This is a genomic window from Reyranella sp., assembly GCF_017305915.1.
Taxonomy (GTDB): Bacteria; Pseudomonadota; Alphaproteobacteria; order Reyranellales; family Reyranellaceae; genus Reyranella.
This window is the reverse complement of record NZ_JAFKJN010000033.1, coordinates 14,308-39,654: the sequence shown is the minus strand read 5'-3', so window position 1 is coordinate 39,654 and position 25,347 is coordinate 14,308. Positions and strand designations below refer to the sequence as shown.

27 protein-coding genes are annotated in these 25,347 nt (G+C 67.3%); 17 read left to right on the top strand and 10 right to left on the bottom strand.

Annotated elements, in window-relative coordinates; all coding sequences use genetic code 11:
- Window positions 1-102 precede the first annotated feature (102 nt).
- Genes J0J01_RS27775 through J0J01_RS27760 form a run of 4 tightly spaced genes read left to right on the top strand, consistent with a single transcriptional unit; the run spans window position 103 to window position 3,768 of the window.
- Window positions 103-720, top strand: a complete 618-nt coding sequence (locus tag J0J01_RS27775; RefSeq protein ID WP_296386775.1) for a TetR/AcrR family transcriptional regulator — start codon at window positions 103-105, stop codon at window positions 718-720.
- Window positions 717-1,712: an HlyD family efflux transporter periplasmic adaptor subunit gene (locus J0J01_RS27770; protein ID WP_296386772.1), complete on the top strand. Its 996-nt coding sequence runs from the start codon at window positions 717-719 to the stop codon at window positions 1,710-1,712. Before J0J01_RS27775 ends, J0J01_RS27770 begins: the two co-directional genes overlap by 4 nt.
- 4 nt (window positions 1,713-1,716) lie before the next feature.
- A complete protein-coding gene (locus tag J0J01_RS27765; RefSeq protein ID WP_296386771.1) occupies window positions 1,717-2,643 on the top strand; it encodes an ABC transporter ATP-binding protein in 927 nt (308 codons plus the stop codon).
- A 3-nt stretch (window positions 2,644-2,646) separates the two neighbouring features.
- Complete coding sequence (locus tag J0J01_RS27760) at window positions 2,647-3,768, top strand: ABC transporter permease (protein WP_296386769.1); 1,122 nt, start codon at window positions 2,647-2,649, stop codon at window positions 3,766-3,768.
- Between the two features lie 3 nt (window positions 3,769-3,771).
- On the opposite strand, the gene J0J01_RS27755 is transcribed toward J0J01_RS27760, so the two are convergent.
- From J0J01_RS27755 to J0J01_RS27735, 5 genes are read right to left on the bottom strand one after another with little or no spacing between them, the layout of a single operon-like run.
- On the bottom strand, window positions 3,772-4,515 hold the full coding sequence (locus J0J01_RS27755) for a UPF0149 family protein (protein ID WP_296386767.1): 744 nt from the start codon (window positions 4,513-4,515) through the stop codon (window positions 3,772-3,774).
- 59 nt (window positions 4,516-4,574) lie between these two features.
- The gene (locus J0J01_RS27750; protein WP_296386765.1) at window positions 4,575-5,273 is read right to left on the bottom strand and encodes an ABC transporter ATP-binding protein; all 699 of its coding nucleotides are present in this window, start codon (window positions 5,271-5,273) and stop codon (window positions 4,575-4,577) included.
- Window positions 5,274-5,283: 10 nt separating this feature from the next.
- On the bottom strand, window positions 5,284-7,107 hold the full coding sequence (locus J0J01_RS27745) for a branched-chain amino acid ABC transporter ATP-binding protein/permease (protein ID WP_296386763.1): 1,824 nt from the start codon (window positions 7,105-7,107) through the stop codon (window positions 5,284-5,286).
- A gap of 10 nt (window positions 7,108-7,117) precedes the next feature.
- The gene (locus J0J01_RS27740) at window positions 7,118-7,993 is read right to left on the bottom strand and encodes a branched-chain amino acid ABC transporter permease (RefSeq protein ID WP_296386762.1); all 876 of its coding nucleotides are present in this window, start codon (window positions 7,991-7,993) and stop codon (window positions 7,118-7,120) included.
- A gap of 33 nt (window positions 7,994-8,026) precedes the next feature.
- On the bottom strand, window positions 8,027-9,373 hold the full coding sequence (locus J0J01_RS27735) for a substrate-binding protein (RefSeq protein WP_296386760.1): 1,347 nt from the start codon (window positions 9,371-9,373) through the stop codon (window positions 8,027-8,029).
- A 109-nt stretch (window positions 9,374-9,482) separates the two neighbouring features.
- Between J0J01_RS27735 and J0J01_RS27730 the strand changes: the two genes are divergently transcribed.
- The 5 genes from J0J01_RS27730 to J0J01_RS27710 all read left to right on the top strand — a co-directional run bounded on the left by J0J01_RS27730 (window position 9,483) and on the right by J0J01_RS27710 (window position 14,041).
- A complete protein-coding gene (locus J0J01_RS27730; protein ID WP_296386759.1) occupies window positions 9,483-10,268 on the top strand; it encodes a Crp/Fnr family transcriptional regulator in 786 nt (261 codons plus the stop codon).
- A gap of 6 nt (window positions 10,269-10,274) precedes the next feature.
- Window positions 10,275-11,186 carry a DMT family transporter gene (locus J0J01_RS27725; protein ID WP_296386757.1) on the top strand — a complete coding sequence of 304 codons (912 nt, stop codon included), beginning with the start codon at window positions 10,275-10,277 and terminating at the stop codon, window positions 11,184-11,186.
- Entirely contained in the window at window positions 11,183-11,968 is a 786-nt protein-coding gene (locus tag J0J01_RS27720) for an SDR family oxidoreductase (protein WP_296386755.1), read from the top strand. The genes J0J01_RS27725 and J0J01_RS27720 overlap by 4 nt, the downstream gene beginning before the upstream one ends.
- A 102-nt stretch (window positions 11,969-12,070) precedes the next feature.
- Complete coding sequence (locus tag J0J01_RS27715; protein ID WP_296386752.1) at window positions 12,071-12,865, top strand: alpha/beta fold hydrolase; 795 nt, start codon at window positions 12,071-12,073, stop codon at window positions 12,863-12,865.
- A 9-nt stretch (window positions 12,866-12,874) separates the two neighbouring features.
- Window positions 12,875-14,041: an acyl-CoA dehydrogenase family protein gene (locus J0J01_RS27710; protein ID WP_296386750.1), complete on the top strand. Its 1,167-nt coding sequence runs from the start codon at window positions 12,875-12,877 to the stop codon at window positions 14,039-14,041.
- A 192-nt stretch (window positions 14,042-14,233) separates the two neighbouring features.
- Here J0J01_RS27710 and J0J01_RS27705 read toward each other — a convergent pair whose 3' ends face one another.
- Window positions 14,234-15,331: an FUSC family protein gene (locus tag J0J01_RS27705; RefSeq protein ID WP_296386837.1), complete on the bottom strand. Its 1,098-nt coding sequence runs from the start codon at window positions 15,329-15,331 to the stop codon at window positions 14,234-14,236.
- Between the two features lie 127 nt (window positions 15,332-15,458).
- On the opposite strand from J0J01_RS27705, the gene J0J01_RS27700 reads away from it, so the two are divergent.
- Window positions 15,459-15,830, top strand: a complete 372-nt coding sequence (locus tag J0J01_RS27700) for a hypothetical protein (protein ID WP_296386748.1) — start codon at window positions 15,459-15,461, stop codon at window positions 15,828-15,830.
- 3 nt (window positions 15,831-15,833) lie between these two features.
- On the opposite strand, the gene J0J01_RS27695 is transcribed toward J0J01_RS27700, so the two are convergent.
- Window positions 15,834-16,367: an SRPBCC family protein gene (locus J0J01_RS27695; protein WP_296386746.1), complete on the bottom strand. Its 534-nt coding sequence runs from the start codon at window positions 16,365-16,367 to the stop codon at window positions 15,834-15,836.
- Window positions 16,364-16,699 carry a metalloregulator ArsR/SmtB family transcription factor gene (locus tag J0J01_RS27690; protein WP_296386744.1) on the bottom strand — a complete coding sequence of 112 codons (336 nt, stop codon included), beginning with the start codon at window positions 16,697-16,699 and terminating at the stop codon, window positions 16,364-16,366. The genes J0J01_RS27695 and J0J01_RS27690 overlap by 4 nt, the downstream gene beginning before the upstream one ends.
- A gap of 170 nt (window positions 16,700-16,869) precedes the next feature.
- Here J0J01_RS27690 and J0J01_RS27685 point away from each other — a divergent pair, with 170 nt between their 5' ends.
- On the top strand, window positions 16,870-17,229 hold the full coding sequence (locus tag J0J01_RS27685; RefSeq protein ID WP_296386742.1) for a hypothetical protein: 360 nt from the start codon (window positions 16,870-16,872) through the stop codon (window positions 17,227-17,229).
- 71 nt (window positions 17,230-17,300) lie between these two features.
- On the top strand, window positions 17,301-18,428 hold the full coding sequence (locus J0J01_RS27680; RefSeq protein ID WP_296386740.1) for an alpha/beta hydrolase: 1,128 nt from the start codon (window positions 17,301-17,303) through the stop codon (window positions 18,426-18,428).
- Window positions 18,429-18,530: 102 nt separating this feature from the next.
- Here the strand turns inward: J0J01_RS27680 and J0J01_RS27675 are convergent, their stop codons facing one another.
- Both J0J01_RS27675 and J0J01_RS27670 read right to left on the bottom strand, forming a co-directional pair.
- Entirely contained in the window at window positions 18,531-19,820 is a 1,290-nt protein-coding gene (locus J0J01_RS27675; RefSeq protein WP_296386738.1) for a M28 family peptidase, read from the bottom strand.
- Window positions 19,817-20,701: a LysR substrate-binding domain-containing protein gene (locus tag J0J01_RS27670; protein ID WP_296386736.1), complete on the bottom strand. Its 885-nt coding sequence runs from the start codon at window positions 20,699-20,701 to the stop codon at window positions 19,817-19,819. Before J0J01_RS27670 ends, J0J01_RS27675 begins: the two co-directional genes overlap by 4 nt.
- 118 nt (window positions 20,702-20,819) lie before the next feature.
- On the opposite strand from J0J01_RS27670, the gene J0J01_RS27665 reads away from it, so the two are divergent.
- Genes J0J01_RS27665 through J0J01_RS27645 form a run of 5 tightly spaced genes read left to right on the top strand, consistent with a single transcriptional unit; the run spans window position 20,820 to window position 25,255 of the window.
- Complete coding sequence (locus J0J01_RS27665) at window positions 20,820-21,578, top strand: amino acid ABC transporter ATP-binding protein (protein WP_296386734.1); 759 nt, start codon at window positions 20,820-20,822, stop codon at window positions 21,576-21,578.
- Between the two features lie 19 nt (window positions 21,579-21,597).
- A complete protein-coding gene (locus tag J0J01_RS27660) occupies window positions 21,598-22,398 on the top strand; it encodes an ABC transporter substrate-binding protein (RefSeq protein WP_296386733.1) in 801 nt (266 codons plus the stop codon).
- 3 nt (window positions 22,399-22,401) lie between these two features.
- Window positions 22,402-23,067 (top strand): amino acid ABC transporter permease, encoded by a 666-nt coding sequence (locus J0J01_RS27655; protein WP_296386731.1) that lies wholly within the window; start codon window positions 22,402-22,404, stop codon window positions 23,065-23,067.
- A complete protein-coding gene (locus J0J01_RS27650) occupies window positions 23,064-24,314 on the top strand; it encodes a M20/M25/M40 family metallo-hydrolase (protein WP_296386729.1) in 1,251 nt (416 codons plus the stop codon). The genes J0J01_RS27655 and J0J01_RS27650 overlap by 4 nt, the downstream gene beginning before the upstream one ends.
- Before the next feature lie 2 nt (window positions 24,315-24,316).
- Window positions 24,317-25,255 (top strand): arginase family protein, encoded by a 939-nt coding sequence (locus J0J01_RS27645; RefSeq protein WP_296386727.1) that lies wholly within the window; start codon window positions 24,317-24,319, stop codon window positions 25,253-25,255.
- Window positions 25,256-25,347 lie beyond the last annotated feature (92 nt).

Sequence of the window (25,347 nt, the reverse complement as noted above, 5' to 3'; positions counted from 1 at the left end):
CGCACGCTACGCCTCCCCGAAAATCCAACCGGAAGAGATACTTGCGCACGTTCTGCGCCATGGCTTGCTTCGCAACTAACTGACTGGTAAGTAAGTTATAGGATGGTGAAGAAGCAGCGCCGCGCCCCTGCCGAACGGCCGAACGAGATCGTCGAGGCTGCGCTGGAGCTGTTCGTGGAGAAGGGCTTCGCGGCGACGCGGCTCGACGACGTCGCGGCGCGCGCGGGCCTCAGCAAGGCGGCGATCTACCTCTACTTCGAGGACAAGATGGCGTTGTTCCAGGGAGTCATCCGCCAGGCCATCGGCAGCAACCTGCTGACCGTCGAGGCGCTGACCAGGGCACATCAGGGTCCGGTCGCCGAGCTGATCCCGCGCATCCTCGATTTCATGGCAAGCCGCGTCGAGGACACGCCGATGCCCTCGATCGCCAAGGTGGTGATCGCCGAATCGCGCGCCTTCCCCGACATCGGGCGTTTCTATCTGAAAGAGGTGATCGGCCGGGGCATCCCGATCTTCGAGGGGCTGATCGCCCGCGGCGTGGCGAGCGGCGAGTTCCGCCCTGTCGATCCGATGCTGACCGTGCGCTCGCTGATCGGGCCGATGCTGCTCAGCATCATCTGGAAGACGGTGTTCGAGCCGATCGGCGCCGAAAAGCTCGATGCCCGCGCCCTCGCCCGCCACCACGCCAACCTGATGCTGCACGCGTTGAGGCCGTCATGAAGCGCCGTGCCCTCCTGATCGTCGTCGCCGTGATCTTCGCGGCCACCGCCGCGGGCCTGTTCTGGCGCGCGCCGTTGATGGCGGCGCTGGGCTTCAGCACCGGAAGCGACCGCTATCTCGGCTATGTCGAGGGTGAGACCAGCCTGATCGCGCCGCCGGTGTCCGGCCGGCTGGTGCAGCGGCCGGTCGATCGCGGCGTGCAGGTCAGGAAGGGCGACCGGCTGTTCGTCATCGATCCGGTGGTGGCGCAGGCCGAGGTCGCGCGCGCCGAGGGCGCGCTCGCCGAAGCGAGGGCGCGCTACGAGAACCTGCTGAAGGGCAAGCGGCCGGAGGAGAAGGAGATCACGACCGCCCAGCGCCGCGAGACCGAGGCTGCGCTCGCCATGGCCGAGATCGAGTACAAGCGCCAGAGCGAGCTGCTGGCCAAGGGCGTCGGCACGCGCAAGGACTACGAGAACGCCGACTCGACGCTGCGGCAGCTCCGCATGCGCCAGTCCTCGCTGATCGCGCAGGAGAAAGTGAACGAGCTGGCCGCGCGGCCCGACGAGATCGCCGCCGCCAAGGCGCAGGCCGACCAGGACCAGGCGGCGCTCGACCAGGCCAGGAAGCGGCTCGACGACCTGATGCCCGGTGCGCCCGAGGACGGGCTGATCGAGAACACCTTCTTCAACGTTGGCGAATGGGTGCCGGCCGGCGCGCCGGTGGTGTCGCTGCTGCCGCCGTTCCGGCTGAAGCTGCGCTTCTTCGTGCCGCAGGAGGACGTGGCGCTGTTGCAGATGGGCCAGACCGTGAGCTTCACCTGCGATTCCTGCCCGCCCGACCTCAAGGCGCGCATCATCTACATCTCGCCGCGCACAGAGTTCACGCCGCCGGTGATCTATTCCCAGACGGCGCGCACCAAGCTCGTCTTCCTGATCGAGGCGCGGCCGGATCCGACCGGCACCCGGCTGTCGCCAGGCCTGCCGATCACCGTGGCGCCGGTGACGAGGTGAGATCATGGCCCTTGCCATCGATGTCCACGATCTCGTCAAGCGCTACGGCCGGCGCACCGTCGTCGACCATGTGAGCCTCGCGATCGAGCAGGGCCGCATCTGCGGCTTTCTCGGCCCCAACGGCTCGGGCAAGACCACGACCTTGCGCCTGATCTGCGGGCTGCTGACGCCCGACGAAGGCGGCGGGACTTGCCTCGGCCACGATCTCGTGCGCGACCGCGACGCGATCAAGCGGCAGGCCGGCTACATGACCCAGCGCTTCGGCCTCTACGAGGATCTCACCATCCGCGAGAACCTCGAATTCGTCGGCCGGGTCTACCGCCTCGACCATCTCAAGAACCGCGTCGACAGATCGCTCGAGCGGCTGGGGCTGGCGACGCGGCAGAAGCAGCTCGCCGGCGCGCTGTCGGGCGGCTGGAAGCAGCGGCTGGCGCTGGCGGCCTGCGTGCTGCACGAGCCCAAGCTGCTGCTGCTCGACGAGCCGACCGCTGGCGTCGACCCCAAGGCGCGCCGCGCCTTCTGGGACGAGATCCACTCCTATGCCGCCGAGGGGATCACCGTGCTGGTCTCGACCCACTACATGGACGAGGCCGAGCGCTGTCACGAGATCGCCTACATCGCCTATGGCGAGCTGATGGCGCGCGGCACCGCGGCAGAGATCATCGAGCAGTCCGGCCTCGCCGCCTTCATCGCCCGCGGTCCCGGCGCCGACCGCCTCGCGCCCAAGCTGCGCGACGCGGAGGGCGTCACGGCCGCGGCGGCGTTCGGCACAGCGCTTCATGTCTGTGGCCCCGATCGCGAGGCACTGGTGCGGACGATCGAGCCGTTCCGGCACGAGGACAGCCTCAAGTGGGAAGAGGCCGAGCCGACGCTCGAGGACGTGTTCATCCATCTGATGGGACGGGCGCGCGACAACGCGCTCGACGGCTGATCCATGTGGCAGCGCCTCCTCGCCATCATCGTCAAGGAGATCCAGCAGCTCCGCCGCGACCGGCTGACCTTCGCCATGATGTTCGGCGTGCCGATCATGCAGCTGCTGCTGTTCGGCTACGCCATCGACACCGATCCGCACAACCTGCCGACCGCCGTGATCTCGGCCGACGACACGACCGTCACGCGCACCATCGTCTCGGCACTGAGCAGCACCGGCTACATGAAGTTCACCGAGCGGCCGCGCTCGGAGGCCGAAGCCAACGCGCTGCTGCAGCAGGGCAAGGTGCAGTTCGTCGTCACCATCCCGTCCGACTTCACGCGCCGGCTGGTGCGCGGCGAGCGCGCCCAGGTGCTGATCGACGCCGACGCCACCGATCCGCTGGCCGCCGCCAACCCGCTGGCCGCCGCCCAGCCCGCGATCGAGCAGGCGCTGCGCCGCGACCTGATCGGCCCGCTCGCCGACCGCAACCCCAAGGCGGGCGGCGTCGAGCTGGTGCTGCAGCGGCGCTACAACCCCGAGGGCAAGGCGCGGCTCAACATCGTGCCCGGCCTGCTGGCGGTGATCCTGACCATGACCATGGTGATGATGACCGCATTAGCCGTCACCCGCGAGCGCGAGCGCGGCACCATGGAGAACCTGCTGGCCATGCCGGTGCGGCCGCTCGAGGTGATGATCGGCAAGATATTGCCGTACATCGCCATCGGCTCGGTGCAGGTCGCGGTGATCCTGCTGATCAGCCGCGTGCTGTTCGACGTCGTGACAGAGGGCAGCGTCGCGCTGCTCTGCCTCGGCACGGCACTGTTCATCACCGTCAATCTCGCGATCGGCTTCACCATCTCGACGGTGACCCAGAACCAGCTTCAGGCGATGCAGGCCTCGGTGTTCATCCTGCTGCCGTCGATCCTGCTGTCGGGCTTCATGTTCCCGTTCCGCGGCATGCCGAACTGGGCGCAATGGATCGGCGAAGGCCTGCCCGCGACCCACTTCATGCGCCTGGTCCGCGGGCTGATGCTGAAGGGCGCGGCGTTCGGCGACATCTCCGGCCAGCTGCTGGCGCTGACCGCCATCTTGCTGGTCGTCTCGGCGCTGGCGGTCAGCCGCTACAAGGTGACGCTCGACTGACGGTCAGGCGCCGCAGCAACGCTTGTACTTCTTGCCGGAGCCGCAGGGACAGGGGTCGTTGCGTCCCACCTTGGCCGATCGCAGGGGAGCGACGTTCTCGGCCCAAGCGGCGCGTTGGCGGGCCATCCAGGCCGACTTCGGGCTTGTACCGACGCGCGGCGGAGCGGCGGAGCGGGGTCCGAGACCGCGGTTTCGCCAAAAGGCCTGTATCTGCGCGATGCAGTCCGGGAAGAACTGTGGAGCGCTGCGCGAGATCTTGTCGCGCCGCTTGTCGGAAACTTCCGGCAATTCGCTGCGATCCGTGGACAGGATCGCTATGGGCGCATAAGCGTCGAAAGCCTGTTTGTCCTCGATCAAAGGCCGCCATTCTTCCAGCCGCAGGCCGACGCCCCGAAAGAATCCTTGCGCCCAGATATCCGCGAAGGTGCTGCCGTCGCGATCGATGATGAACAGCGGCTCGTAGGGCCTGCTCCGGTCGGCAAGGTCGCGAAGGTTGTCGTTGTACAAACCCATGATCGCCGCGAAGGCTCCGCCGGCCTCCTTTGCACCCGCGAAGGGAAGGCCCTCGCCGCCCCAAATGGCAGGAAGCCACTCGCTCGGCGGGATGAGACCGGGCGAGAGCGCGATGGCTGTCAAATAGCCGTCGAGCTCGCTCAACAGCATGGCATCGTCCGGCCGCTCTGGAGAGCTCAGATGCTCGTCGAGCAAGTCGAGATCGTAGTCGTCGGAGATCGGGGCGTAGGCCATGACCGCAACGCTGCGCGGCCTGGCGGCCGTTCGCAAGAGGACGTCTTGCTGTGGATGGATTAGACGCCGAGGTGGCGGTGCAGGATGTCGGGTTGCGCCCGCAGCGCTTCCGTCGCCAGCGATTCGACGATGTGGCCGTTGTTGATGATGTAGACGCGGTCGGCCAGCGTCAGCGCCGCCGAGATGTTCTGCTCGACCACGACGATGGTCTGCCCGGCCTCGGCCAGGGTGCGGCAGGTCGCCAGCAGGTCCTGCACGATCACCGGCGCCAGGCCCTCGAACGGCTCGTCGAGCAGGATCAGCTTGGGATCGCGGATCAGCGCGCGGGCGATCGCCAGCATCTGCTGCTCGCCGCCCGACAAGTCGGTGCCGCGGCTGGTGCGGCGCTCCCGGAGGCGCGGGAACATCTCCCAGATGCGCTCGACCGGCCAGCGCCGGGGCGCGCTGAGGCCGGCCAGCACCAGGTTCTCCTCGACATTGAGGCTGCCGAAGATGCGCCGGTCCTCGTGGACCAACTGCATGCCGGCCCGGGCAATGGCGTGGCTCTTCTGGCCGGCGACGTTCCTGCCGTCGAACGTCACCTTGCCGGTGCGCGGCGTCACCACGCCCATCAGGCTCTTCAAGGTCGTGCTCTTGCCCGCGCCGTTGCGGCCGAGCAGCGCCACCACCTCGTTGCTCTCCACGCGCAGCGAGACGTCGAACAGGATGTGCGAATCGCCGTAGTAGGAGTTCAGGCCGTCGACCTCGAGTAAGCTCATAGGGGCAGGCTCATGCGTGCACTCCGCCGAGATAGGCCTCGCGCACCGCCGGATCGGTCTTGATCTGATCCGGCGTGCCCTCGGCCAGCACCTTGCCTTCCTGCAGCACGGTGATCCATTCGACCAGCTCGAACAGCGAGTCCATGTCGTGGTCAATCACGATCATGGTGCGGCCCCGGGCGATCGACTTCAGGAGCTGCACGGTCTCGACGCGCTCGCGCGGGCTCATGCCGGCCAGCGGCTCGTCGAGCAGCAGCAGGCTGGGCGAGGTCGCGAGCGCAAGCCCGATCTCGAGCCGCCGCTTCTCGCCGTAGGCCAGCGCCGACACGGCCACGTCGGCGCGCGCCGTCAGGCCGACCAGGCCGAGCGTGTGCTGCACGCGATCCTGCAGGCCCGGGATCTTCTCCAGGCTGCGGAACAGGTCGAGCAGGCGGAAGCGGCCGCGCAGGTCGGCGAGCGCCGCGATCGTCAGGTTCTGGCGCACCGTCAGCCGGGTGAAGAGCTGGTTCACCTGATAGCTCTTGGTGAGGCCGAGCTGGCAGACCTCGGTCACGCCCTTGCCGGTGATGTCCTGGCCCTCGAACACGATCGTGCCGGCGCTGGGCGGGACCTCGCAGGTCAGCATCTTGAAGAAGGTGCTCTTGCCCGCGCCGTTGGGGCCGATGATGCCGCGCAGCTCGCCGACCTTGACGGTGAAGTCGATGTCGCCGTTGGCGACCAGGCCGCCGTAGCGCTTGGTCAGCCCCTTGGCCTCGAGGACGGTGCCGGCGGTGAGATCGCCCTCGCGACGGCGCGCCGGCATCGAGGCGACGGCGGCATGGATCGGGGTCGCCTCCTCCGGCGCTTCGGCTTCGGCCGTGCTGCGCCTGGAGACGAGGCGATAGAGGTCGATGAGGCCGCCGACCAGGCCGTGCCGCAGGAAGCAGACCAGCAGGACGAACACCACGCCCAGCACCAGCTTCCACGCCGCGCCGAGGTCGAGCGCGGCCTGCAGGAAGTCCTGCAGCGACAGCCACACCGCCGCGCCGAGCAACGGCCCGAACAGCGTGCCGGGGCCGCCGATCGCGGTCTGCATCACGAGCTGGCCGGAGGTGTCGAAGATGAAGGCCTCGGGCGGCATGAAGGCCTGCAGGACGCCGAGCAGCCCGCCGGCCAGGCCGGCATAGGCCGCGGCGACGACGAAGGCGGTGAGCTTGTAACTGTGGATGTCGTGGCCGACCGCGGCGGCGCGCAGCGGGTTGTCGCGGATCGCGCTCAGCACGGCGCCGACCGGCGAGTGCACGATGCGCAGCGCGATCACGATGCCGATGAAGTAGCACGCGGCGAGGAACGGATAGAGGGCCCAGCCGGTGGTGAAGTGAATGGTGGTGAAGCCGAGATGGAGGCTGGGCGTCGGCACGCCCGGCAGGCCATTCTCGCCGCCGGTCCAGTCGGCGAGCGGATTGAACTCGACGAAGTAGAACACCTCGCCGATCGCCACCGTGATCATGGCGAAATAGATGCCGGTGCGGCGCAGCGCGATCAGGCCGACCAGCCAGCCGACCGCCGCCGCCGCGACCATGCCGATGACGAGCGCCAGCCAGACCGAGGGGAAGTCGGCGCGCGTCAGCAGCCAGGCCGCGACCATGCCGCCGGTGCCGTAGAACGCCGCCTGGCCGAACGACAGCAGCCCGGTGTAGCCGAACAGGAGGTCGAAACCGATGCCGAACAGGCCCCACACCAGAATACGGTTCACCGTGTTCGGCGCGAACCCGAGATACGGCAGCACGAAGGGCGCAATCAGCAGCCCGAGCGCGGTCAGGAGCTCGGCGAGATAACGACGCGGAGGCATCACAAACCGGCGTTCATTCGCGTCCCCGGACGCCCAGCAGACCGTACGGGCGCAGCACGAGGACGAGGGTCATGGCGGCAAACAGCATGATGTAGGCGTAGGCCGGGTCGATCATCGAGGTGATGCTGATGATCTCTCCCGCGATCAGTCCGCCCAGCACCGCGCCGGGGAACGAGCCGACGCCGCCGATCACGACGACGACGAAGGTCTGCACCAGGATCGCCTCGCCGACATCGGGCGTCAGCGACACGATCGGCGCGTTGACGATGCCGGCGAAGCCCGCCGCCATGGCACCGATGCCGAACACGACCATGAAGACGCGGTGGACGTCGATGCCCAGCGAATCGACCATCTCCGAATCTTCGATGCCGGCGCGCACGATCATGCCGAGCTTGGTGCGATAAAGCACGAAGTAGAGGACCAGCAGCGCCACCGCGACGATGCCGACGACGGCGATGCGGTAGGTCGGATAGAAGGTGATACCGAGCGAGGTGATGCCCGACAGCAGCGGCGGCGCCGGGACGTTCTTGGACAGGCTGGAGAAGATCAGCCGCACCGCCTCGACCATAACGATCGAAATCCCGAAGGTCACCAGCAGCTGGTCCTCATGCGGCCGGTGATAAAAGTGGCGGATGACGATACGCTCGAGCAGCACGCCGACCACCAGCAGGAACAGCGCGCCGGCCGCCACCGCGAGGATGAACGAGCCGGTCGCGTCGAAGACGACGTAGCCGGCATAGCCGCCCATCATGAACATGGCGCCGTGCGCCAGGTTCAGCACGCCGAGCGTGCCGTAGATGATCGTCAGCCCGGAGCTGATGAGCGCGAGAAGCGCTCCCAGCGCCAGGCCGTTGAAGACCTGCGAAAAGAAATTGGCCCAGGTGAACAACGCGAGACTCCCAATTCCTTTCGCGAGCAACGATCAGGTGTAGTCGCCGAGCTTGCAGCCGAACTCGTCCGGCTTCTGCATCAGGCCCGCACCCGGGACGATCTCGACGATGTCGTAGAAGTCCTCCTTGTTCTTCATGTCCTTCTGCATCTTGCCCTTCACGATGATCACCGGCCGGATGCACTGGTGGTCTTCGGGACGATAGTTCACGTCGCCGACCAGCGACGGGATCGTCTCACCCTTCTCGTAGGCCTTGATGACCGCCGGCGGATAGAAAGTGCCGGCCGCCTCGACCATGCGCGCCCAGTGGGCGAAGCTCACATAGGCGTTCGCCGCGCCCCACTCCGGCTTGTAGCCGTGCTTCTTCTCGAACTCGGCGTTGAATTGCTTGGCCAGCGGATACTTGTCCTCGATCGTCCACCAGTAGTCGGTGGCGGCGTAGACGCCCTGCATCAGGCCGCCGGTCTCGCGGGCGAGGAACGGCACCTGGTAAGGCACCACCAGCTTCATCTTGTCGAGCACGCCGAACTGCTTGGCCTGCTGGATCGACAGCACTGCGTCGTGGCCCCAGTTGACGTTGATCAGCAGGTCGGCGCCGGAGTTGGCGATGTTCAGCAGGTACGACGAGAAGTCGGGCGCACCGAGCGGCGAGACCTGGTTGGTCACCGTTGTCCAGCCGGCGGCCTTGGTGGCGTCCTGCACCGCCTTGGTGACGGTGTGGCCGTAGGTGTAGTCCGGCGTCATGTACGCCACTTTCTTGTTCTTGCCGAACTGCTTGACCAGCACCGGCGCGATCGCCGCCGCCGCGGTCTGGCCGAAGAAGTTCTGGCGGAAGCCGTAGCGGACGCAGTCCTTGCCGGTGGTGTCGTTCGAGCCGGAGATGCCGGTGACGTAGAGAACCTTCTCGCGCTGCGCGAGCTTATTGAGCGCGACGGCGACGGCCGACGAGGTCGAGCCGGTCATCAGCACGATCTTGTTCTGGGTGATGAAGCCCTGCTCCGCCTGCACCGCCTGGTTGGGCTTGGCGGCCGAGTCGGCGACATGCAGCTTCACTTCCTTGCCGAGCACGCCCTTGCCGGTCTTGGGCGAGAACTTCTTGATCAGGTCGTTGCCGGAATTGAGGTGCTCGACGGCCAGTTGCCAGCCCTTGAGCTCGTCCTCGCCCTGAACGGCGTAGGTGCCGGTGCGCGGAACGGCGGCGCCGATTCCCACCGAATTGCCCTGCGAACCGGCCGGCCAGGTGCCGATCGGCGGCTCGTCCTTGGCCCAGACGGGCATCGCCATGAACGGAGTGAGACCGGTCGACAGGGCACCCATGCCGGCGCCGGTTGCGACGGCTTGACGCAGAAAATCGCGCCGCGAATGGCTGTTAGCGCTCATCTTTTCCTCCCGTGAACACACCGGGGGAAACAGTGTTCGCCTTTCGGAGGGGTCGCCTTAACCCGGCATATTGATCAAGATTAATGAAAATAAGTAAGGAACCGAGGGAATGCCGGGGTCGGATCGCAAGATCGCCAAGCTCAGCAGGCGGTGGGAAAGCCCGTTTACAGCACGGCTGAAGCACTTCGTCGATCTCACGCCCGACGACGTCGAAACCCTGCGCTCGCTCATCGAATATGAAGCGCGAGTCGAGAGGCGGCGCGACCTGGTGGTCGACGGCTATCCCTACAGCAAGCTTTGCTTCGTCAAGGACGGCATGGCCGCCAGATATAAGGTGTTGCGTAACGGCAAGCGGCAGATCGTCGACGTGCTGGTGCCGGGCGACATCGTCGGCCTGCCGGGCAGCTTCCTTGACCGCGCGCCGTTCTCGGTGATCGCCCTCACCGACATGAAGATAGAAGTGTGCGCGCACGACGCCTTCATCGCTGCCTGCTATCGGCGGCCGAAGTTCGCGCTCGCGCTCTCCTGGCTCGCCGTGCAGCACGCCACGCTCTACGCCGAGCGCATCGTCGACCTCGGCCGCCGCACGCCGATCGAACGGCTCGCCCATTTCCTGCTCGAGATCCATGCGCGGCTCCGGATGGTCGGTCGCGCCGAGCCCGCGGCATTCGACCTGCCGATCTCGCAGGAGGTCATGAGCGACACGCTGGGGCTCAGCGTTCCGCACCTCAATCGCATGCTGACCCGGCTGCGCAACGAGCGGATGCTCGTGGTTTCCGAGCGTCGCGTGCAGTTCACCGACATCCGGGCGCTCGAAGTGGTCGCGCACTTCCAGTCGGCGACGCTTGCGCGCATCCCGGCGCCGATCCAACGTGGGCAGGAACTGATCGCCTGACTCGCGTTGCCGCCTGCCGTCGAACACATTGATGCTCTTGCGCGCCTGATCCCCTCGCGGGTCACGCGCGGCTTTGCCGTCGCCATCGTCTCCGGCTTCTTCTTCACCGGCCTCAACGGCTCGGTGAAGGAGCTGGCGCACGAGATGCCGCCGCTGCTGGTGTCGTGGGGCCGCTGGCTGGGCGGCATCGCCGTGATCCTGCCGATCGTGCTGTGGCAGAACGGCATCGCCGGCCTCGGCACGCGCAGCTTCAGGATGCATGCCTTCCGCGGCCTGTTCCATTTCGGCGGCTACGCGCTGTGGTACGAGGCCGTGGTCTGGCTGCCGCTCGCGACCATGGCGGCGCTGGGCTTCACCGGCCCGATCTTCGTCACGATCGGCGCCGTGCTGTTCCTCGGCGAGACGGTACGGTTGCGGCGCTGGATCGCCGTCGCGATCGGTTTCGTCGGCATGCTGGTGATCGTGCGGCCGGGCCTGATGCAGATGAATCCCGGCGTCGTGATGATGCTGTGCTCGATCCCGCTGATCGCCGGCTCCAATCTCGTCGCCAAGGCGGTGTCGAGCCGCGACCGTCCGGCCGTCGTCGTGTTCTGGCAGAGCGTCGTCGCGGCGATCTGCTTCGCGCCGTTCGGCCTGTGGTACTGGCAGACGCCGACCGCCGCGCAGCTCCTGCTGTTCGCCGGCGCCGGCGTCTTCGGCACGCTGGGCTACTTCTTCATCACCTGGTCGTATCGCCTGCTGGACATTTCCGCCCTGCAACCCATCACGTTCCTGGGCATCGTGTGGGCCGCCTTGATGGACGTGGCGGTCTGGGGCAAGACCTCGGACGTCTGGACGTTCGTCGGCGCGGCCATCATCGTGGCGTCCACGAGCTACATCGCGCATCGCGAGGCACTCGCAGGGAGTAAGAAGACATGACCGATCGCCTCAAGGGCAAGGTCGCGCTGATCACCGGCGGCGCCTCGGGACTGGGCGCCAATGCCGCCGCCCTGATGGCGCAGGAAGGCGCCAGCGTCGTCGTCGCCGACATCGCCGCCGACCGCGGCAAGGCGGTCGCCGACAAGCTGGGCTCGGCCGGTCACTTCGTGAAGCTCGACGTCACCAGCGAGGACAACTGGAAGGCCGCGATCCAGGAGGCGGTCGACAAGTTCGGCGCCCTGCACGTGCTGCTGAACTCCGCCGGAATCGGCCTCAGCAAGACGGTCGAGGACATCACCCTCGACGAATGGCGCAAGGTCCACGCCATCGACCTCGACGGCGTGTTCCTGGGCTGCAAGCACGGCGTCGCCGAGATCAAGAAGCACACTGGAAAGCAAACTGGGGGGCGGCTGGGCGGCTCGATCATCAACATCTCGTCGATCTCGGGCATTATCGCCGGCGCCAACATGGCGGCCTACAACTCGGCCAAGGCGGGCGTCCGGCTGCTCAGCAAGTCGGTGGCGCTCCATTGCGCCAAGTCCGGCTACAACATCCGCTGCAACTCGGTCCACCCGACCTTCATCGACACGCCGATCCTCGACAAGTACCGCGACCGCTTCGGCAACGAGGTCATGCAGCAGAAGCTCGGCCGCCAGGTGCCGATCGGCCGCCTCGGCCGGCCCGAGGAAGTCGGCTGGGCGCTGGTCTTCCTGGCGTCGGACGAATCGAGCTTCATGACCGGCTCGGAAGTGGTGATCGACGGCGGCATCTCCGCCATGTAATTCGGGAGCCCATGAGCGCGCCTTGTCATCCTGAGCGAAGCGAAGGATCTCATGGCGCCGGTCATGAGGTCCTTCGCTTCGCTCAGGACGACAGGGGGTTTCATGCTTCTCTCTCTCGACAACCGCAAAGTCTATTTCGATCTCGCCGGGCCGCCGAACGCGCCGGTGGTGTGCTTCACCCATTCGCTCAATGCCGACGGCGGCATGTGGGTCGAGCAGATGGTGCCGCTCTTGGGCGCGGGCTACCGCGTCCTGCGGCTCGACATGCGCGGCCATGGCGGCAGCGCGCCGGTCGACGGCGACTACACGATGGACCAGCTCGCGGGCGACGTGAAAGGCGCGCTCGACGTGCTGGGCATCAAGAAGGTGCACTACATCGGCCTCTCGATCGGCGGCATGATCGGCCAGGGCTTTGCACTCGCGCACCCGGGCTATCTCGCCTCGCTCTGCCTGTGCGACACCCAGCCCTCGACGCCGCCGGGCTCGGCCGGCACCTGGGAGGAACGCAAGGCGACGGTGCGCAGCAGGGGCCTGACGGCGCTCGCTGACGGCACCATGGATCGCTGGTTCACGCCGGAGTTCAAGAGAGTGAACCCGCAGCGCTGGACCGAGGTCCGCGACACGATCAGCGGCACGACGCCTGCGGGCTCGGCCGGCTGCATGTCGGCGATCCAGAACTTCGACTATCTCGACCGGCTCTCGACCATCAAGGCGCCGACTCTGGTGATTTGCGGCGACCAGGACGAAGGCACGCCGCCGGACCGCAACAAGCTGATCGCCTCGAAGATCCCCGGCGGCCGCTACGAAGGCATCGCCAACGCGCGGCACCTGCCGAATGTCGAACGGCCCGAGCAGTTCAACCGCATCATGATGAGCTGGCTGGCCGCCAACCGTTAGGAACAGACGATGGATTTCGCCTTCACCGACGACCAGCTCGCGATCAAGGACAGCGTCGCGAAGCTGTGCGCGCAGTTCGACGACCGCTACTGGCTGAAGAAGGACAAGGAAGGCGGCTTCCCGGAGGACTTCTACCGGGCGGTGGCCGATGCCGGCTGGCTCGGCATCGCCATGCCGGAAGAGTACGGCGGCGCGGGCCTCGGCATCACCGAGGCCGCGATCATGATGCAGACGGTCGCCGAGTCGGGCGCGGCACTTCAGGGCGCCTCGGCGATCCACCTCAACGTGTTCGGGCCCAACCCGATCGTGGTGTTCGGCACCGAGGAGCAGAAGAAGCGCATCCTGCCCGACATCATCAAGGGCAAGGTCAAGGGCTGCTTCGCCGTCACCGAGCCCGATGCCGGCCTCAACACCACCATGCTCGACACCAAGGCCGAGCGCGACGGCAACGGCTACGTCGTCCACGGCAAGAAGACTTTCACCACCACGGCGTCGGTCGCCGACAAGATGCTGCTGATCGCCCGCACCACGCCCAAGGACAAGTGCAGGAAGCCGACCGACGGGCTGTCGCTGTTCTACACCGACTTCGACCGTTCCAAGATCGAGGTCACCGAGATCGACAAGATGGGCCGCAAGGCGATCGACACCAACCAGGTGTTCATCGACGGCCTCAAGGTGCCGCTCGAGGACCGCATCGGCGAGGAAGGCAAGGGCTTCCACTATCTCCTGCACGGCCTCAACCCCGAGCGCATCCTGATCTCCGCCGAGGCGATCGGCATCGGCAAGGCCGCGCTCGCCAGGGCGACGCGATACGCCAAGGAGCGCATCGTGTTCGGCCGGCCGATCGGCAAGAACCAGGCGATCCAGCATCCGCTGGCCGAGAGCTGGATGCAGCTCGAAGCCGCCAACCTGCTTACCTTCAAGGGGGCCTGGCTCTACGACAACAAGCAGGAGTGCGGCGCCGAGGCCAACTCGGCGAAGTATCTCGGCGCCCGCGCCGCCTACGAGGCCTGCGAGCGCGCGATCCTGACCCATGGCGGCTACGGCTACGCCAAGGAGTTCCACGTCGAGCGCTTCCTGCGCGAGGTCATGATCGCGCGCATCGCGCCGGTCAGCGAGCAGCTTATCCTGTGCTACGTCGCCGAGCGCGTGCTGGGCCTGCCCAAGAGCTACTGACCGTTTCGATCCGTTTTCGCCGTTTTTTGCCAGACTCACCAATTCGAGACTCCTGCGAACGCGGGTTGCCGCCGCGCACGCAGGATAGTCGCTTCATCGCGCCGGACCTAATATGGGCATTGGCCGCGAATTTTATCCAAGAGAATCAACGATCGATTCGCGTTCCATTGCCCATAAAGCGAATCGCGATTCCTACTCCTCGTCGGCTTTCGCCCACTCGCCGACCACGCGGCTGAGGTCGCGCAGGTTCTGGTGCATCTGCTCGAGCGCGAAGCCGACGGCGAAGAAGCGCTCGGCGCCGTCGGCCGGCAGCGTGCGCGTCAGCCCGTCGGCGCGCACCGCCTCGACCTCGATCTCGTAGGCCGCGAGCGCCTGCTCGAAGGCGTCGATCGCCGGCGCGTCGCCATGCGCCAGCAGCGCGGTGCTGCAGCCGCGCAGGTAGCCCGACGCCGCCCGCGCGATCGCGTCGAGCCGCGGCATCAGGCGGGCCTGCATCGCCGCGGGCAGCGGCGTCGAGGCGGCGCGGCCGACGATCACCAGGTCGTGGCGCAGGCGCAGCAGAGTGCGGCGCAGCGGCCCGGTGTCGGCCTCCGATGACAGCCGGGCGCGGCGCTCGCGCTCGGCCTCGCCGCCGATCGTGTTGAGGTCGTTCAGCCCCTGGCCGATGCCGTCCTGCAGATCGTGCAGCTCGTCGGCATCGAGGCCATGACCCAGCCCGTCGATCAGCGCCGCCAGCGCCCGGGCCATCAGGTCGAGGATGCGCGCCGCCGCCTGGCGCATCTGGCGATGGGCGCTGGAGGGCAGCACCAGGAACGACACCAGCAGGCCGATGATCGCGCCCAGCGCCACCTCGAGCACGCGGTTGATCGCCGAATCGAGCGGGTTGGTGTGGGTCAGGCCGGGCAGCAGCAGGATGATGATCGCAGTGATTGGCACCACGTTCATGTTCGGTCGGCCGGCCGCCAGCAGCGCCAGCGGCGCCACCGCGATCACCATCACGACCAGCAGCGACAGCTCGCTCTCGTGCGGGATCAGGACGGCGACCGCGCCGCCATAGATCGCCCCGCCCAGGGTGCCGACGAAATAGTCGCCGGTCGCCTTGAGCGAGCGGCCGACGCTCATCTGGGTGACGATCACCGCCGTCAGCACCGCCCATAGAGGCAGCGGCAGGCCGAGCAGCTGGGCCGCCACCAGGGCCACGATGGCGGCCACGGTGATTCGCGCCGCCAGCGCGAGATGCACCCGCCGCAGCGCCGGCCGGGTGCGCAGCCACCGCCAGAAAACCGTCAAATCCTTCACGTTCCGCGCAGACTCCCGGAATTTCCCCGCGATCTCAAGGGGCAGGCAATTGCGGCCTTTTTGGCAACCGTCGCCGCCGGGAGGGCGTTGGTTTGGCAGTCAGTGGAAGGCGATTTTCATGCGTCCGACCCCCTATCTCGCGGTCCTCGCGGCGGCAGGCATGGCGATCGCCGTGACCGCCTACGCGGCACAGCCCGCCCAGGGCGAGGCCGAGCAGACCTGTGCGAAGCATGGTGTGCAGCCGCGCTCGACGGCCTGGGAGCTCTGCCTGAGCCACGTGACGCGCGCCTACGAATGGGGCGAGCGCACCTTGGCGAACCAGTTGGCGCGCGCCGCGGGCGATGCCCGCGAGAACTGCCTGGAACGCGGCCAGCGACCGGAGACGGCGGGCTACAGGGCCTGCGTCAACAAGGAGATCGAGGCGCGCAGCGAGCTCTTGATCCTGGGCGACGACCAGAGCGGCGCGAACGTCGCCGAGGCGCAGCAGTAGGCGTCACTTGCGCGGAATACCTGAAGCGTATTCCGCATCGATCTTGCGAAAGACATCCCAGAAGGCCGGCGGAGTCCGGCCTTCGAGCTTTTCGGCCAGGATGGCGAGATGGCAATGCCAGCCGCTGGCCGTGCCGACACGCTCGGCGTCGTCGGGCAGCTTGCGATGCGTCAGCGTCAGCAGCACCCTGCCGCCACTGCGCGGCGCCAGCTCGAACGTCACCTCCGAGGTGCCGCCCCAGGTGAAGGCGAGCCGGTGCGGCGGCTCGAACACGGTGACCGTCTCCTCGGCCTGATGGCCGTCCTCGTCCATCTTGCGGTACTTCTCCGGCGGCGGCGCCTGGTCGGGCGACAGCTCCGAATGCTTGAAGCGCAACGACACCATGCCGCCGACGCGGGGCTCCATCGGCCCGCTGGCCAGCCATTCGCCGCGCTTCTTCGCGTCGGTGAGGTACGACCAGACCGTCTCGATCGGGCCGGGCAGCAGTCGCTGGAAGCGAATCTCGCCCGGCGACAGGATCTCGGGATAGCCCTTCATTTCCGGCTCCTTTTGCTGAGAGCACGCTCGAGGTCATCGAGCCGCATCGACCAAAAGCGCTCGTAATAGGCCAACCACCGGTCGGCCGTGGCGAGCGGCCCGGCTTCGATCCGGCAGCGATGCGAGCGACCCTCGATGGTTCGGCTGAGCAACCCGGCCTGCTCCAGCACTTTCACGTGCTTGGCCGCGGCGGCGAACGACATGTCGAACGGCTCGGCGAGCTCGCCCACGGTGCGGGTGCCGCCCGCCAGCCGGCGCAGCATGGCACGCCGCGTCGGGTCGCTGAGCGCGCCGAACACGCGATCGAGGGCAGCGGGGGCTTGTTCAACCATTAGGTTGAATTTAAAGGATTGCGCGGAACATTCAACCAGAAAGTTGAATATGGCGTAACCGTGGCGTGCCGAACGCCACACAAACGCCTTATCCGGGCAGCAACAGCGCGGCGCACCGGGCGTTTTGTCTGCATGAGATGTTTCGACAGGAGCAGCCGATGTCCCGCCCCATGCTCAGTCGTGTGAACATGGTCTGCCTCGCGCTCGGCGCCTTCATCGCCGGTGCAGCCCCTTACGCGGTGCACGCGCAGGCCGGCGACGCGCTGGCGCACGCCGAGCAGACCTGCCTCGACAACGGCGTCGGCCCCAACACGGTGGCGTTCGACACCTGTGTCGCGCGCGCCGCCCACGCCTACGTCAACGGCGAGCCGGAAGCGGCAGCCCGCGAAGCCCGGCGCCTCGCCGATGCCCGGCAGGCCTGCATGTCCTACGACATCGACCCGATGACGCTGGGCTATCACCAGTGCATTGCCAGCGAGACCCACCGGCATGTCGCAACCCGTCCGGTTCCCGGCAGCGCGCAGCAGTAGAGACTGCCGGAGGATGGAAGGCCGGTCGGGGCCATTGCCTGGCCGGTCTTTTTCATGACTAGAGTCCGGGCATGGAACCCCTGCCCGCCTCCGTGCTGCCTTCGGGCGTGCGCGCCCGTATCGTGCCCGGCATCAACGGTCTCGATATCCACCTGCTCGAGGCCGGCCACGAGACGCCGGGCCGCCCGGCCGTCCTGCTGCTGCACGGCTTTCCCGAGATCGCCTATAGCTGGCGCAAGGTGCTGCCGGCGCTGGCGGCGGCGGGCTACCACGCGATCGCGCCCGACCAGCGCGGCTACGGCCGCACCACCGGCTGGGACGCCGACTATGACGGCGACCTCACCGGCTTCCGGTTCATGAACCTGCTGCGCGACGCGATCGGCGTACTGTTCGCGTCAGGCCATCGCACCGCCGAGGCGGTGGTCGGCCACGACTTCGGCGCCTCGGTCGCGGCCTACGCGGCGCTGGTGCGGCCCGACATCTTCAGGCGCATGGTGCTGATGAGCGCGCCGTTCGGCGGCCCGCCCACGGTCCCCGTCGGCGCACCGCCGGCGAAGCGGCCGGACATCCACGCGGCGCTCGCAGCACTCGCGCGGCCGCGCAAGCATTACCAGTGGTACTACTCGACGCGGCCGGCCAACGAGAACATGTGGCACGCCAAGCAGGGCGTGCACGATTTCCTGCGCGCCTACTACCATCACAAGAGCGCCGACTGGAACGCCAACAAGCCGTTCGAGCTGAAAAGCTGGACGGCCGAAGAGCTCGCCAAGATGCCGACCTATTACATCATGGATCTCGCCGACGGCATGGCCGAGTCGGTGGCCAAGGAGATGCCGTCCGCTGCCGAGATCGCCGGCAACAAGTGGCTGACCGAAGCGGAGCTCAAGGTCTACAGCGAGGAGTACCGGCGCAACGGCTTCCAGGGCGGGCTGAACTGGTATCGCGTGCGCACCACCGGCCGCACCAACGGCGAGCTCGAGGTCTTCACCGGCCGCACCGTCGACGTGCCCTCGACCTTCATCTCCGGCCGCAGCGACTGGGGCATCTACCAGGTACCGGGCGCGATCGAGCGCATGCAGAAGACCGCCTGCACGAAGATGAAGGAGATCCACCTGATCGAAGGCGCCGGCCACTGGGTGCAGCAGGAGCAGCCGGACGAGGTCAACCGGCTGTTGCTGCAGTTCCTCAAGACGTCATGACCTCCTCCCCCGTCATACGGGGGAGGATAGAGGTGGGGGAAAGCAACAGGACGCGTCGTGGCCTTCCCCCTCCCGGCCTCCCCCGCATGACGGGGGAGGTGACTAGAATTTGGTTCGCCACTTCGCCGCCTCGGCCGGAGCGGCATTGCAGGCAGCGGCGACCAGCGCTGCCGTGAGCAACGTCGCCTGGCGCAGTTCGCTTTGCGCCACCTTGTCCCGCGTATCGGCAGGCGTCAGCACCACGCGCAGATGGGCATTGGGATCGTCGAAGCCCGCGACCAGCCGGATCGCCGGGATTCCGCCCGCCGCGAAGTTGGCGTGGTCGGAGTTGGTCATCAGCGGCCGCACGGTGCGCAGCGACTGGCCGTTGGCGGCCGCGACCTGCATCAGGAACGGCTCGACGCCGGAATAGCCGCTGCTCAGCGCCGCGAGGTTCGGGCTGCCGGCGACCGAATCGAGATTGACGTTCAGCGCGATCTTTGCGCGCTCGGCCTCCGACAGCGCCTGCACGTACTGCGCCGAGCCGGTCAACGCCCATTCCTCGACGCTGAAGAACATCACGCGGAGCCCGCGCCGCCACTTCGCGGCTTCGCTGGACAGGGCGCGCGTCACGGCCAGGACCGAGGCCAAGCCGGTGCCGTTGTCCATCGCCGATTCGGCCAGGTCATGCCCGTCGACATGCGCCGACAGCACGACCCATTCGTCGGTCGTGCCGGGATAATCGTAGACCAGCGTCTCGGTCTCGGCCGGCCCCTCGTCGGTCTCGATCCTCATGGTGACGGTCGGCCAGCCGTCGGGCCGGCGCGCCAGCTTGGCTGCCGTCTCCGGTGCGATACCGAGCGCCGGCAAACCGGGTCCGCTGTCACGGCCCGACGAGCCGGCCACGACGTGCCCCGGCAACGGTCCCGCGATCAGGAAGCCGACGGCGCCGTTGGCGCGGGCCATGTCGTACTTGCGGCGGCGATGGATGGTGCCGGCCGCGAACATCAGCTCGTGCCGCACCAGCACGATGCGCCCTTTGATCTCCGCGGCATGCTCGGCGAATTCCTCCGGCGTGCCGCGGCCGATATCGATCACCTCGGCCGTGAGGCCGTCCTTCGCCGTCGCGATGGTGCGCACCAATGGATGACACGCGGCCATCGTTCCGCCCGGCAGGCGCAACGTCGCGCGTCTCGCCTGCCAGCCATTGTAGGGCACCGGGATCGACCGACCCGAATTCGCCGGCGAGGCCGCACGCACGCGCTCGCGCAGCAGGGCGAAGGCCTTCTTCTCGCTGTCCGTGCCGGCGAGCCGGCCGCCGCAGTCGCAGATGTCGCTGAAGTCGCGCCACAGATCGCGATCGGCGGCCAGACGCGCCGCCAGCATGGAGGGCAATTGATAGCCGGTGCTCATCGCGCGCTCCCGAGTTTGGCATCGAGCAGTTCGAGGAAGGCCGCCGCCAGCACCGACGGCTCGCGGTCGCGGCGATGGAAGACGCCGATCTCGTACATCACCGCGGGCTCGAACGGCCGCGTGACCAGGCCGAGATGGCTGAAGCTCTGCGCCGACAAAGGATCGACCAGCGACCAGCCGGTGCCGGCCGCGACCAACGCGCAGCAGCTCGCGAAGAACTCCGCTTCGACCACCGCATTGATCTGCGCATCGGCGCCGGCGAAGGTGCCGTAGACCCGGCTCAGCATCTGCGGCGAGCGCGCCGGCGCCACCATCGGCTGGCCCGACAGCAGCGCCGGCGTCAGCAGCTTGCGCGAGGCGAGCGCATGGCGCGGCGGCAGGATCGCGACGCAGCGCATCTGGTAGCGCACCAGCCGCACGTCGGTCTCGTCGACCGGCAGCTCGGCGATGCCGAGGTCGTAGCCCTCGGTCGGCAGGAGCTGGCTGACCACGTCGGAATGGCGCGACACCAGGCGCACCGACACGCCCGGCCGCTCGGCGACGAAGGCGGCGACCAGCGCCGGCAGGATCGAGATCGCCGCCGCCGGGTGGCTGGCGATGACCAGCCGTCCCGACTGGCCCTCGCGGATCTGCACCGTGGTCGCGGCGAGGCGGTCGAACTCGCCGAGCACGCGGCTCGCCTCGGTATAGAACAGCATGCCTTCGGGCGTCGGCTTGAGCCGGCCGCCGGCGCGCTCGAACAAGGGAAAGCCGACGCTCTCCTCGAGCTTGGCGATCTGGACCGACACCGCCGGCTGGGTGATGCCCAGCGCCTGGGCAGCGGCCGTGACCGAGCGGCTGTCGACCACCGCCCGGAACGCTTCGAGGAGCTTGACGTCCATACGCTATAAGAACTCCTTATTGCCGATTCATAGCGTAAATGCGTAACCATAAGCAAAGACATCGCTACATTCGGACAGGCCCTTGTTTGACGGCATAGGATTTGCTTATGCTCTGAACATGGCCGGCATACCGATCATCGTCGCGGAGGGCGTCAGCAAGACGTTCGGCACCAACCAGGTGCTGACCCGCGTCTCGCTGCCGGTGATGGAGCGCGACGTGGTCTGCGTCGTCGGCCCCAGCGGCTCGGGCAAGACGACGCTGCTGCGCTGCATCGCGCTGCTCGAGACGCCGAGCGAGGGCCGCATCGTGATGCAGGGCACGGCGATCTCGACGCCGCAGCAGGAGAAGCCGGTGAAGGCCGCGGCGCGCGCCGTGCGCTCCGACATCGGCATGGTGTTCCAGCACTTCAACCTGTGGCCGCACATGACCGTGCTGGAGAACCTGATCGAGGCGCCGCTCCGGGTGAAGAAGCTGCCGAAGGACCAGGCGGTGGCCAGCGCCGAGACGCTGCTGGCCAAGGTCGGCCTCTCCGACAAGCGCGATGCCTATCCGGCACGATTGTCGGGAGGCCAGCAGCAACGCGTGGCGATCGCCCGGGCGCTCGCCATGGCGCCCAAGGTCCTGCTGTTCGACGAGGCGACCAGCGCGCTCGATCCCGAGCTGCGCCGCGAGGTGCTGCTGGTCATGCGTCAGCTCGCGCAGGAGGGCATGACCATGCTGGTCGTGACCCACGAGATGAATTTCGCGCGCCATGTCGGCACGCGCACCGTGTTCATGGATCGCGGCGAGATCGTCGAGGAGGCGCTGGGCTCCGCCTTCTTCGATTCGCCGAAGACGGAGCGCGCGCAGCGCTTCCTGCAGCAGTTCGAGGACTGACGGGAGAAGGGAGACAGCGATGGGACCGAAGGCAATCCTGGGAATGCTCGCCGCGGCGGGCCTGATGACGGCCGCCCTGCCGGCCGAGGCGCAGCAAACGCAGTCGCGGCTCTACGAGGTGACCAAGAGCAAGAAGCTCCGGGTCTGCCAGTTTCCGCTCTACTATTCGATCTCGTTCCGCAATCCGAAGAGCGGCAAGATCGAGGGCATCGACGCCGACCTGGCCGAGGAGCTCGCCAAGGAGCTCGACGCCAAGCTCGAGATCGTCGAATCGAGCTTCGGCAGCTTCATCGCCGACCTGCAGGCCAACAAGTGCGAGATCGGCATGTTCGGCGTCGGCGCGACCTTGAAGCGCGCGCAGGCGGTCGAGTTCTCCCATCCCTACCTGCTGACCAACATCTATGCGGTCACGCGCAAGGACAGCAAGGTCAAGAAGTGGGAGGACGTCGACCAGAAGGGCATCAAGGCCGCCGTCTCGCTCGGCAGCTACATCGAGCCGTTCATGAAGAGCTACCTGAAGAACGCCGAGGTGGTGTCGGTGGCGCCGCCCAACACCCGCGAGGCCGAGCTGGTGGCGCAGCGCGTCGACATCATCATCACCGACTTCCCGACCGCGATCAAAGTCACCGACGAATTCGACTGGGCAGTGACGATCATGCCGAACGAGAAGCTCGCGATCACACCCTATGCCTACGTCGTGCCGCAGGGCGACCAGATCTGGCTGAACTACATCAACCTGTTCGTCGACACCATCAAGCTCGACGGCCGGCTCCTGAAGTACGCCAAGAAGCACAAGCTCGATCCGATCGTCGCGCAGTAACCGATGTTCAAATACCAGTTCCGCTGGGACACCGTCTGGGGAAGTTTCGACTTCCTGATGGCGGGGTTGCAGATGACCCTGATCGTCTCCGGCATCACCCTGGTGCTGGCGATGCTGGCGGGACTGGTGATCGCGCTGCTCGACATGTCGAAGTTCCCGCCGGCGCGCTGGATCGGCGTCACCTTCGGCGAGATCATCCGCAACACGCCGATCCTGGTGCAGCTGCTCTGGGTCTACTACGTGCTGCCGATCGTGTTCGGCGTGCGTATCGAATCGCTGGTCGCCCTGGTTATCGGCCTCTCGCTCTACCAGGGCGCCTTCATCTCCGAAGTGTATCGTTCCGGCATCCAGAGCGTGCCGCGCGGCCATTCCGAGGCGGCGCAGGTGCTGGGGCTGACGCCGCTGCAGAACTTCGTGCGCATCGTGCTGCCGCAGGCGATCCGCATGACCCTGCCGCCGCTTGCCTCCAACTTCGTGCAGCTGATCAAGTTCTCCTCGCTCGGCGCGGTGATCTCGGTCAGCGAGATCACCCGACGCGGCATGGAGCTCAGCGCCACCAACTTCCGTCCGCTCGAGACCTTCACCTTCATCGCCGTGGTCTACTTCCTGATCTGCTGGCCGCTCGCCATGGGCATCCGCTGGTGGGAACGGCGGCTGCAGGCACAATGACCGACCTGCGCTCCACGCTGGCGCAGGCCGTCGACGCCTCGCTCGATCGCCTGATCGCCGTCAGCCAGCGGCTGGTCGCCGTCGCCTCGCCCAACCCGCCGAGCGACACCGAGGAGATCGCCAAGGTCGCCGAGGCGCTGCTGCGCGAGATCCCCGGCATCGAGGTCGAGGTGATCGAGCCCGCGCCTCGGGTGAAGAGCCTGATCGGCCGCATCAAGAGCGGCCGACCGGGCCGCCGTCTGATCTTCAACGGTCATCTCGACACCTTCCCGATCCTCGAGCAGCTGCCCTGGACGGTGCCGCCGCTGGGCGGCGTGCTGAGGGACGGCAAGCTCTACGGCCGCGGCGTCTGCGACATGAAGGGCGGCATGGCCTGCTCGCTGCTGGCCGCTCAACTGCTGGCCGAGAACCGCGAGGCGTGGTCGGGCGAGATCGTGCTGACCTTGGCGGGCGACGAGGAGAACATGGGTTCGCTCGGCACCGGCTGGATGCTGGAGCATGTGCCGCATGCCAAAGGCGACGCCAATATCTGCGGCGATGTCGGTTCCCCCAAGGTCGTGCGTTTCGGCGAGAAGGGCCTGATGTGGGTCGAGGTCGAGGCGACCGGCTCGCCGGCGCACGGCGCTCATGTCCATCGCGGCGTCAATGCCATCGACCGTCTGCGGGCCGCACTCGATCGACTGAAAGATCTCGAGACGATTCCTTTTCAGGCGCCGCCGGTCGTCACCCGGGCGATCGCCACGGCCAAAACGATCTCGGAGCCCCTGTCGGGCGTCGGCGAATCCAAGACCCTGCAACGGGTGACCGTGAACATCGGCATGATCGAAGGCGGCACGTCGCCCAACCTGGTGCCGACGCACGCCATCGCGCGCGCCGACATCCGCCTGCCGGTCGGCATCACCACCGACGTTCTGGCGGCGAAGCTCGACGACTGGCTGGCGCCGCTGGAGGGCGTGACCTGGCGCGCCATCCGCCGCTTCGAGGCCTCGTTCACACCGCCCGATTCAGAGATCGTCGTGCGCACGGCGAAGGTCGCAGCCGAAGTGCTGGGCACGGCGCCGGCGGTGAACATGCGCGTCGGCGGGTCGGATTCGCGCTGGTACCGGCCGGCCGGCGTGCCGACGGTGGTGCTGGGACTGACGCCCTTCAACATGGGCGGGCCGGACGAGTATGTTCTGGTCGACGAGCTGCTCGCCGTCGCCAAGATCCACACGCTGACGGCCTTCGATTTCCTCACAGGCGGCTGACCATGTACTCCGACGACGAGCTCTTCACCTCGCCCATGACCTTCATGGACGCGCCCTACGGTCGGCCCGGGCCGGGCAACAAGGCGGCGATCCTCGGCATCCCGTTCGACTGCGGCACCAACATGCGCATCGGCGCGCGCGGCGGCCCCGATTCGGTGCGCCAGCAGTCGGCGCTGATCCGCCGCTTCGGCGCCACCATCGGCGACTTCGATCCGATCGCGGCGCTCGGGCTGGTCGATTGCGGCAACGTCAAGCTCACGCCGTCGAAGATCGACGACGCCTTCGCGCGTACCGAGCAGGCGGTCGACCGCATCGTGCAGGCCGGCGCCATCCCGGTCACCATCGGCGGCGACGGCTCGGTCACCGTCCCGGTGGCGCGCGCGGTCGGCAAGAAGCACCGCGGGATGGCGGCGCTGCACATCGATGCGCACACCGATTCCTATCCCTACGGATCGGAGGAGAAATACAACTCCGCCACCCAGTTCACCCACGTCGCCGAGGAAGGGCTGGTCGATCCCGAATTCTCCTGGCACGTCGGCATCCGCGGCACGACCTACGCCCAGGGCGTCGTGCCGCGCGCCATGAGCCTCGGCTACAAGGTCGTCACGCTCGACGAGCTGGTGCGCGGCGGCTTCGCGCAGCGCATGGCCGAGTTCCGCGACCGGGTCGGCAAACGCCCGGTCTATCTCTGCTTCGACATGGACGTGTTCGATCCTTCCGTCGCGCCGGGCGTCTGCACGCCGACCTGGGGCGGCTTGAGCGCGCGCGAAGGCATCGATCTGCTGCGCTGCCTGACCGATCTCAACATCGTCGCAGTCGATGTGAACACCGTGAGCCCGCCGCAGGACGTCAACGGCATGGCGGCGCATCTCTGCGCGCATGTGATTTACGAAACGCTCGTTCTGCTGTGCAGGCAGATGGGTTTGGCAGGCGATTGCTAGCTCCCGACAGACGCGTTTGCTAGAGCGATTTCCGAGCAGATGGAACCGCTCGCGGTTCCATCTGCTCGGAAATGCGCGCACGGGGGTTGTTG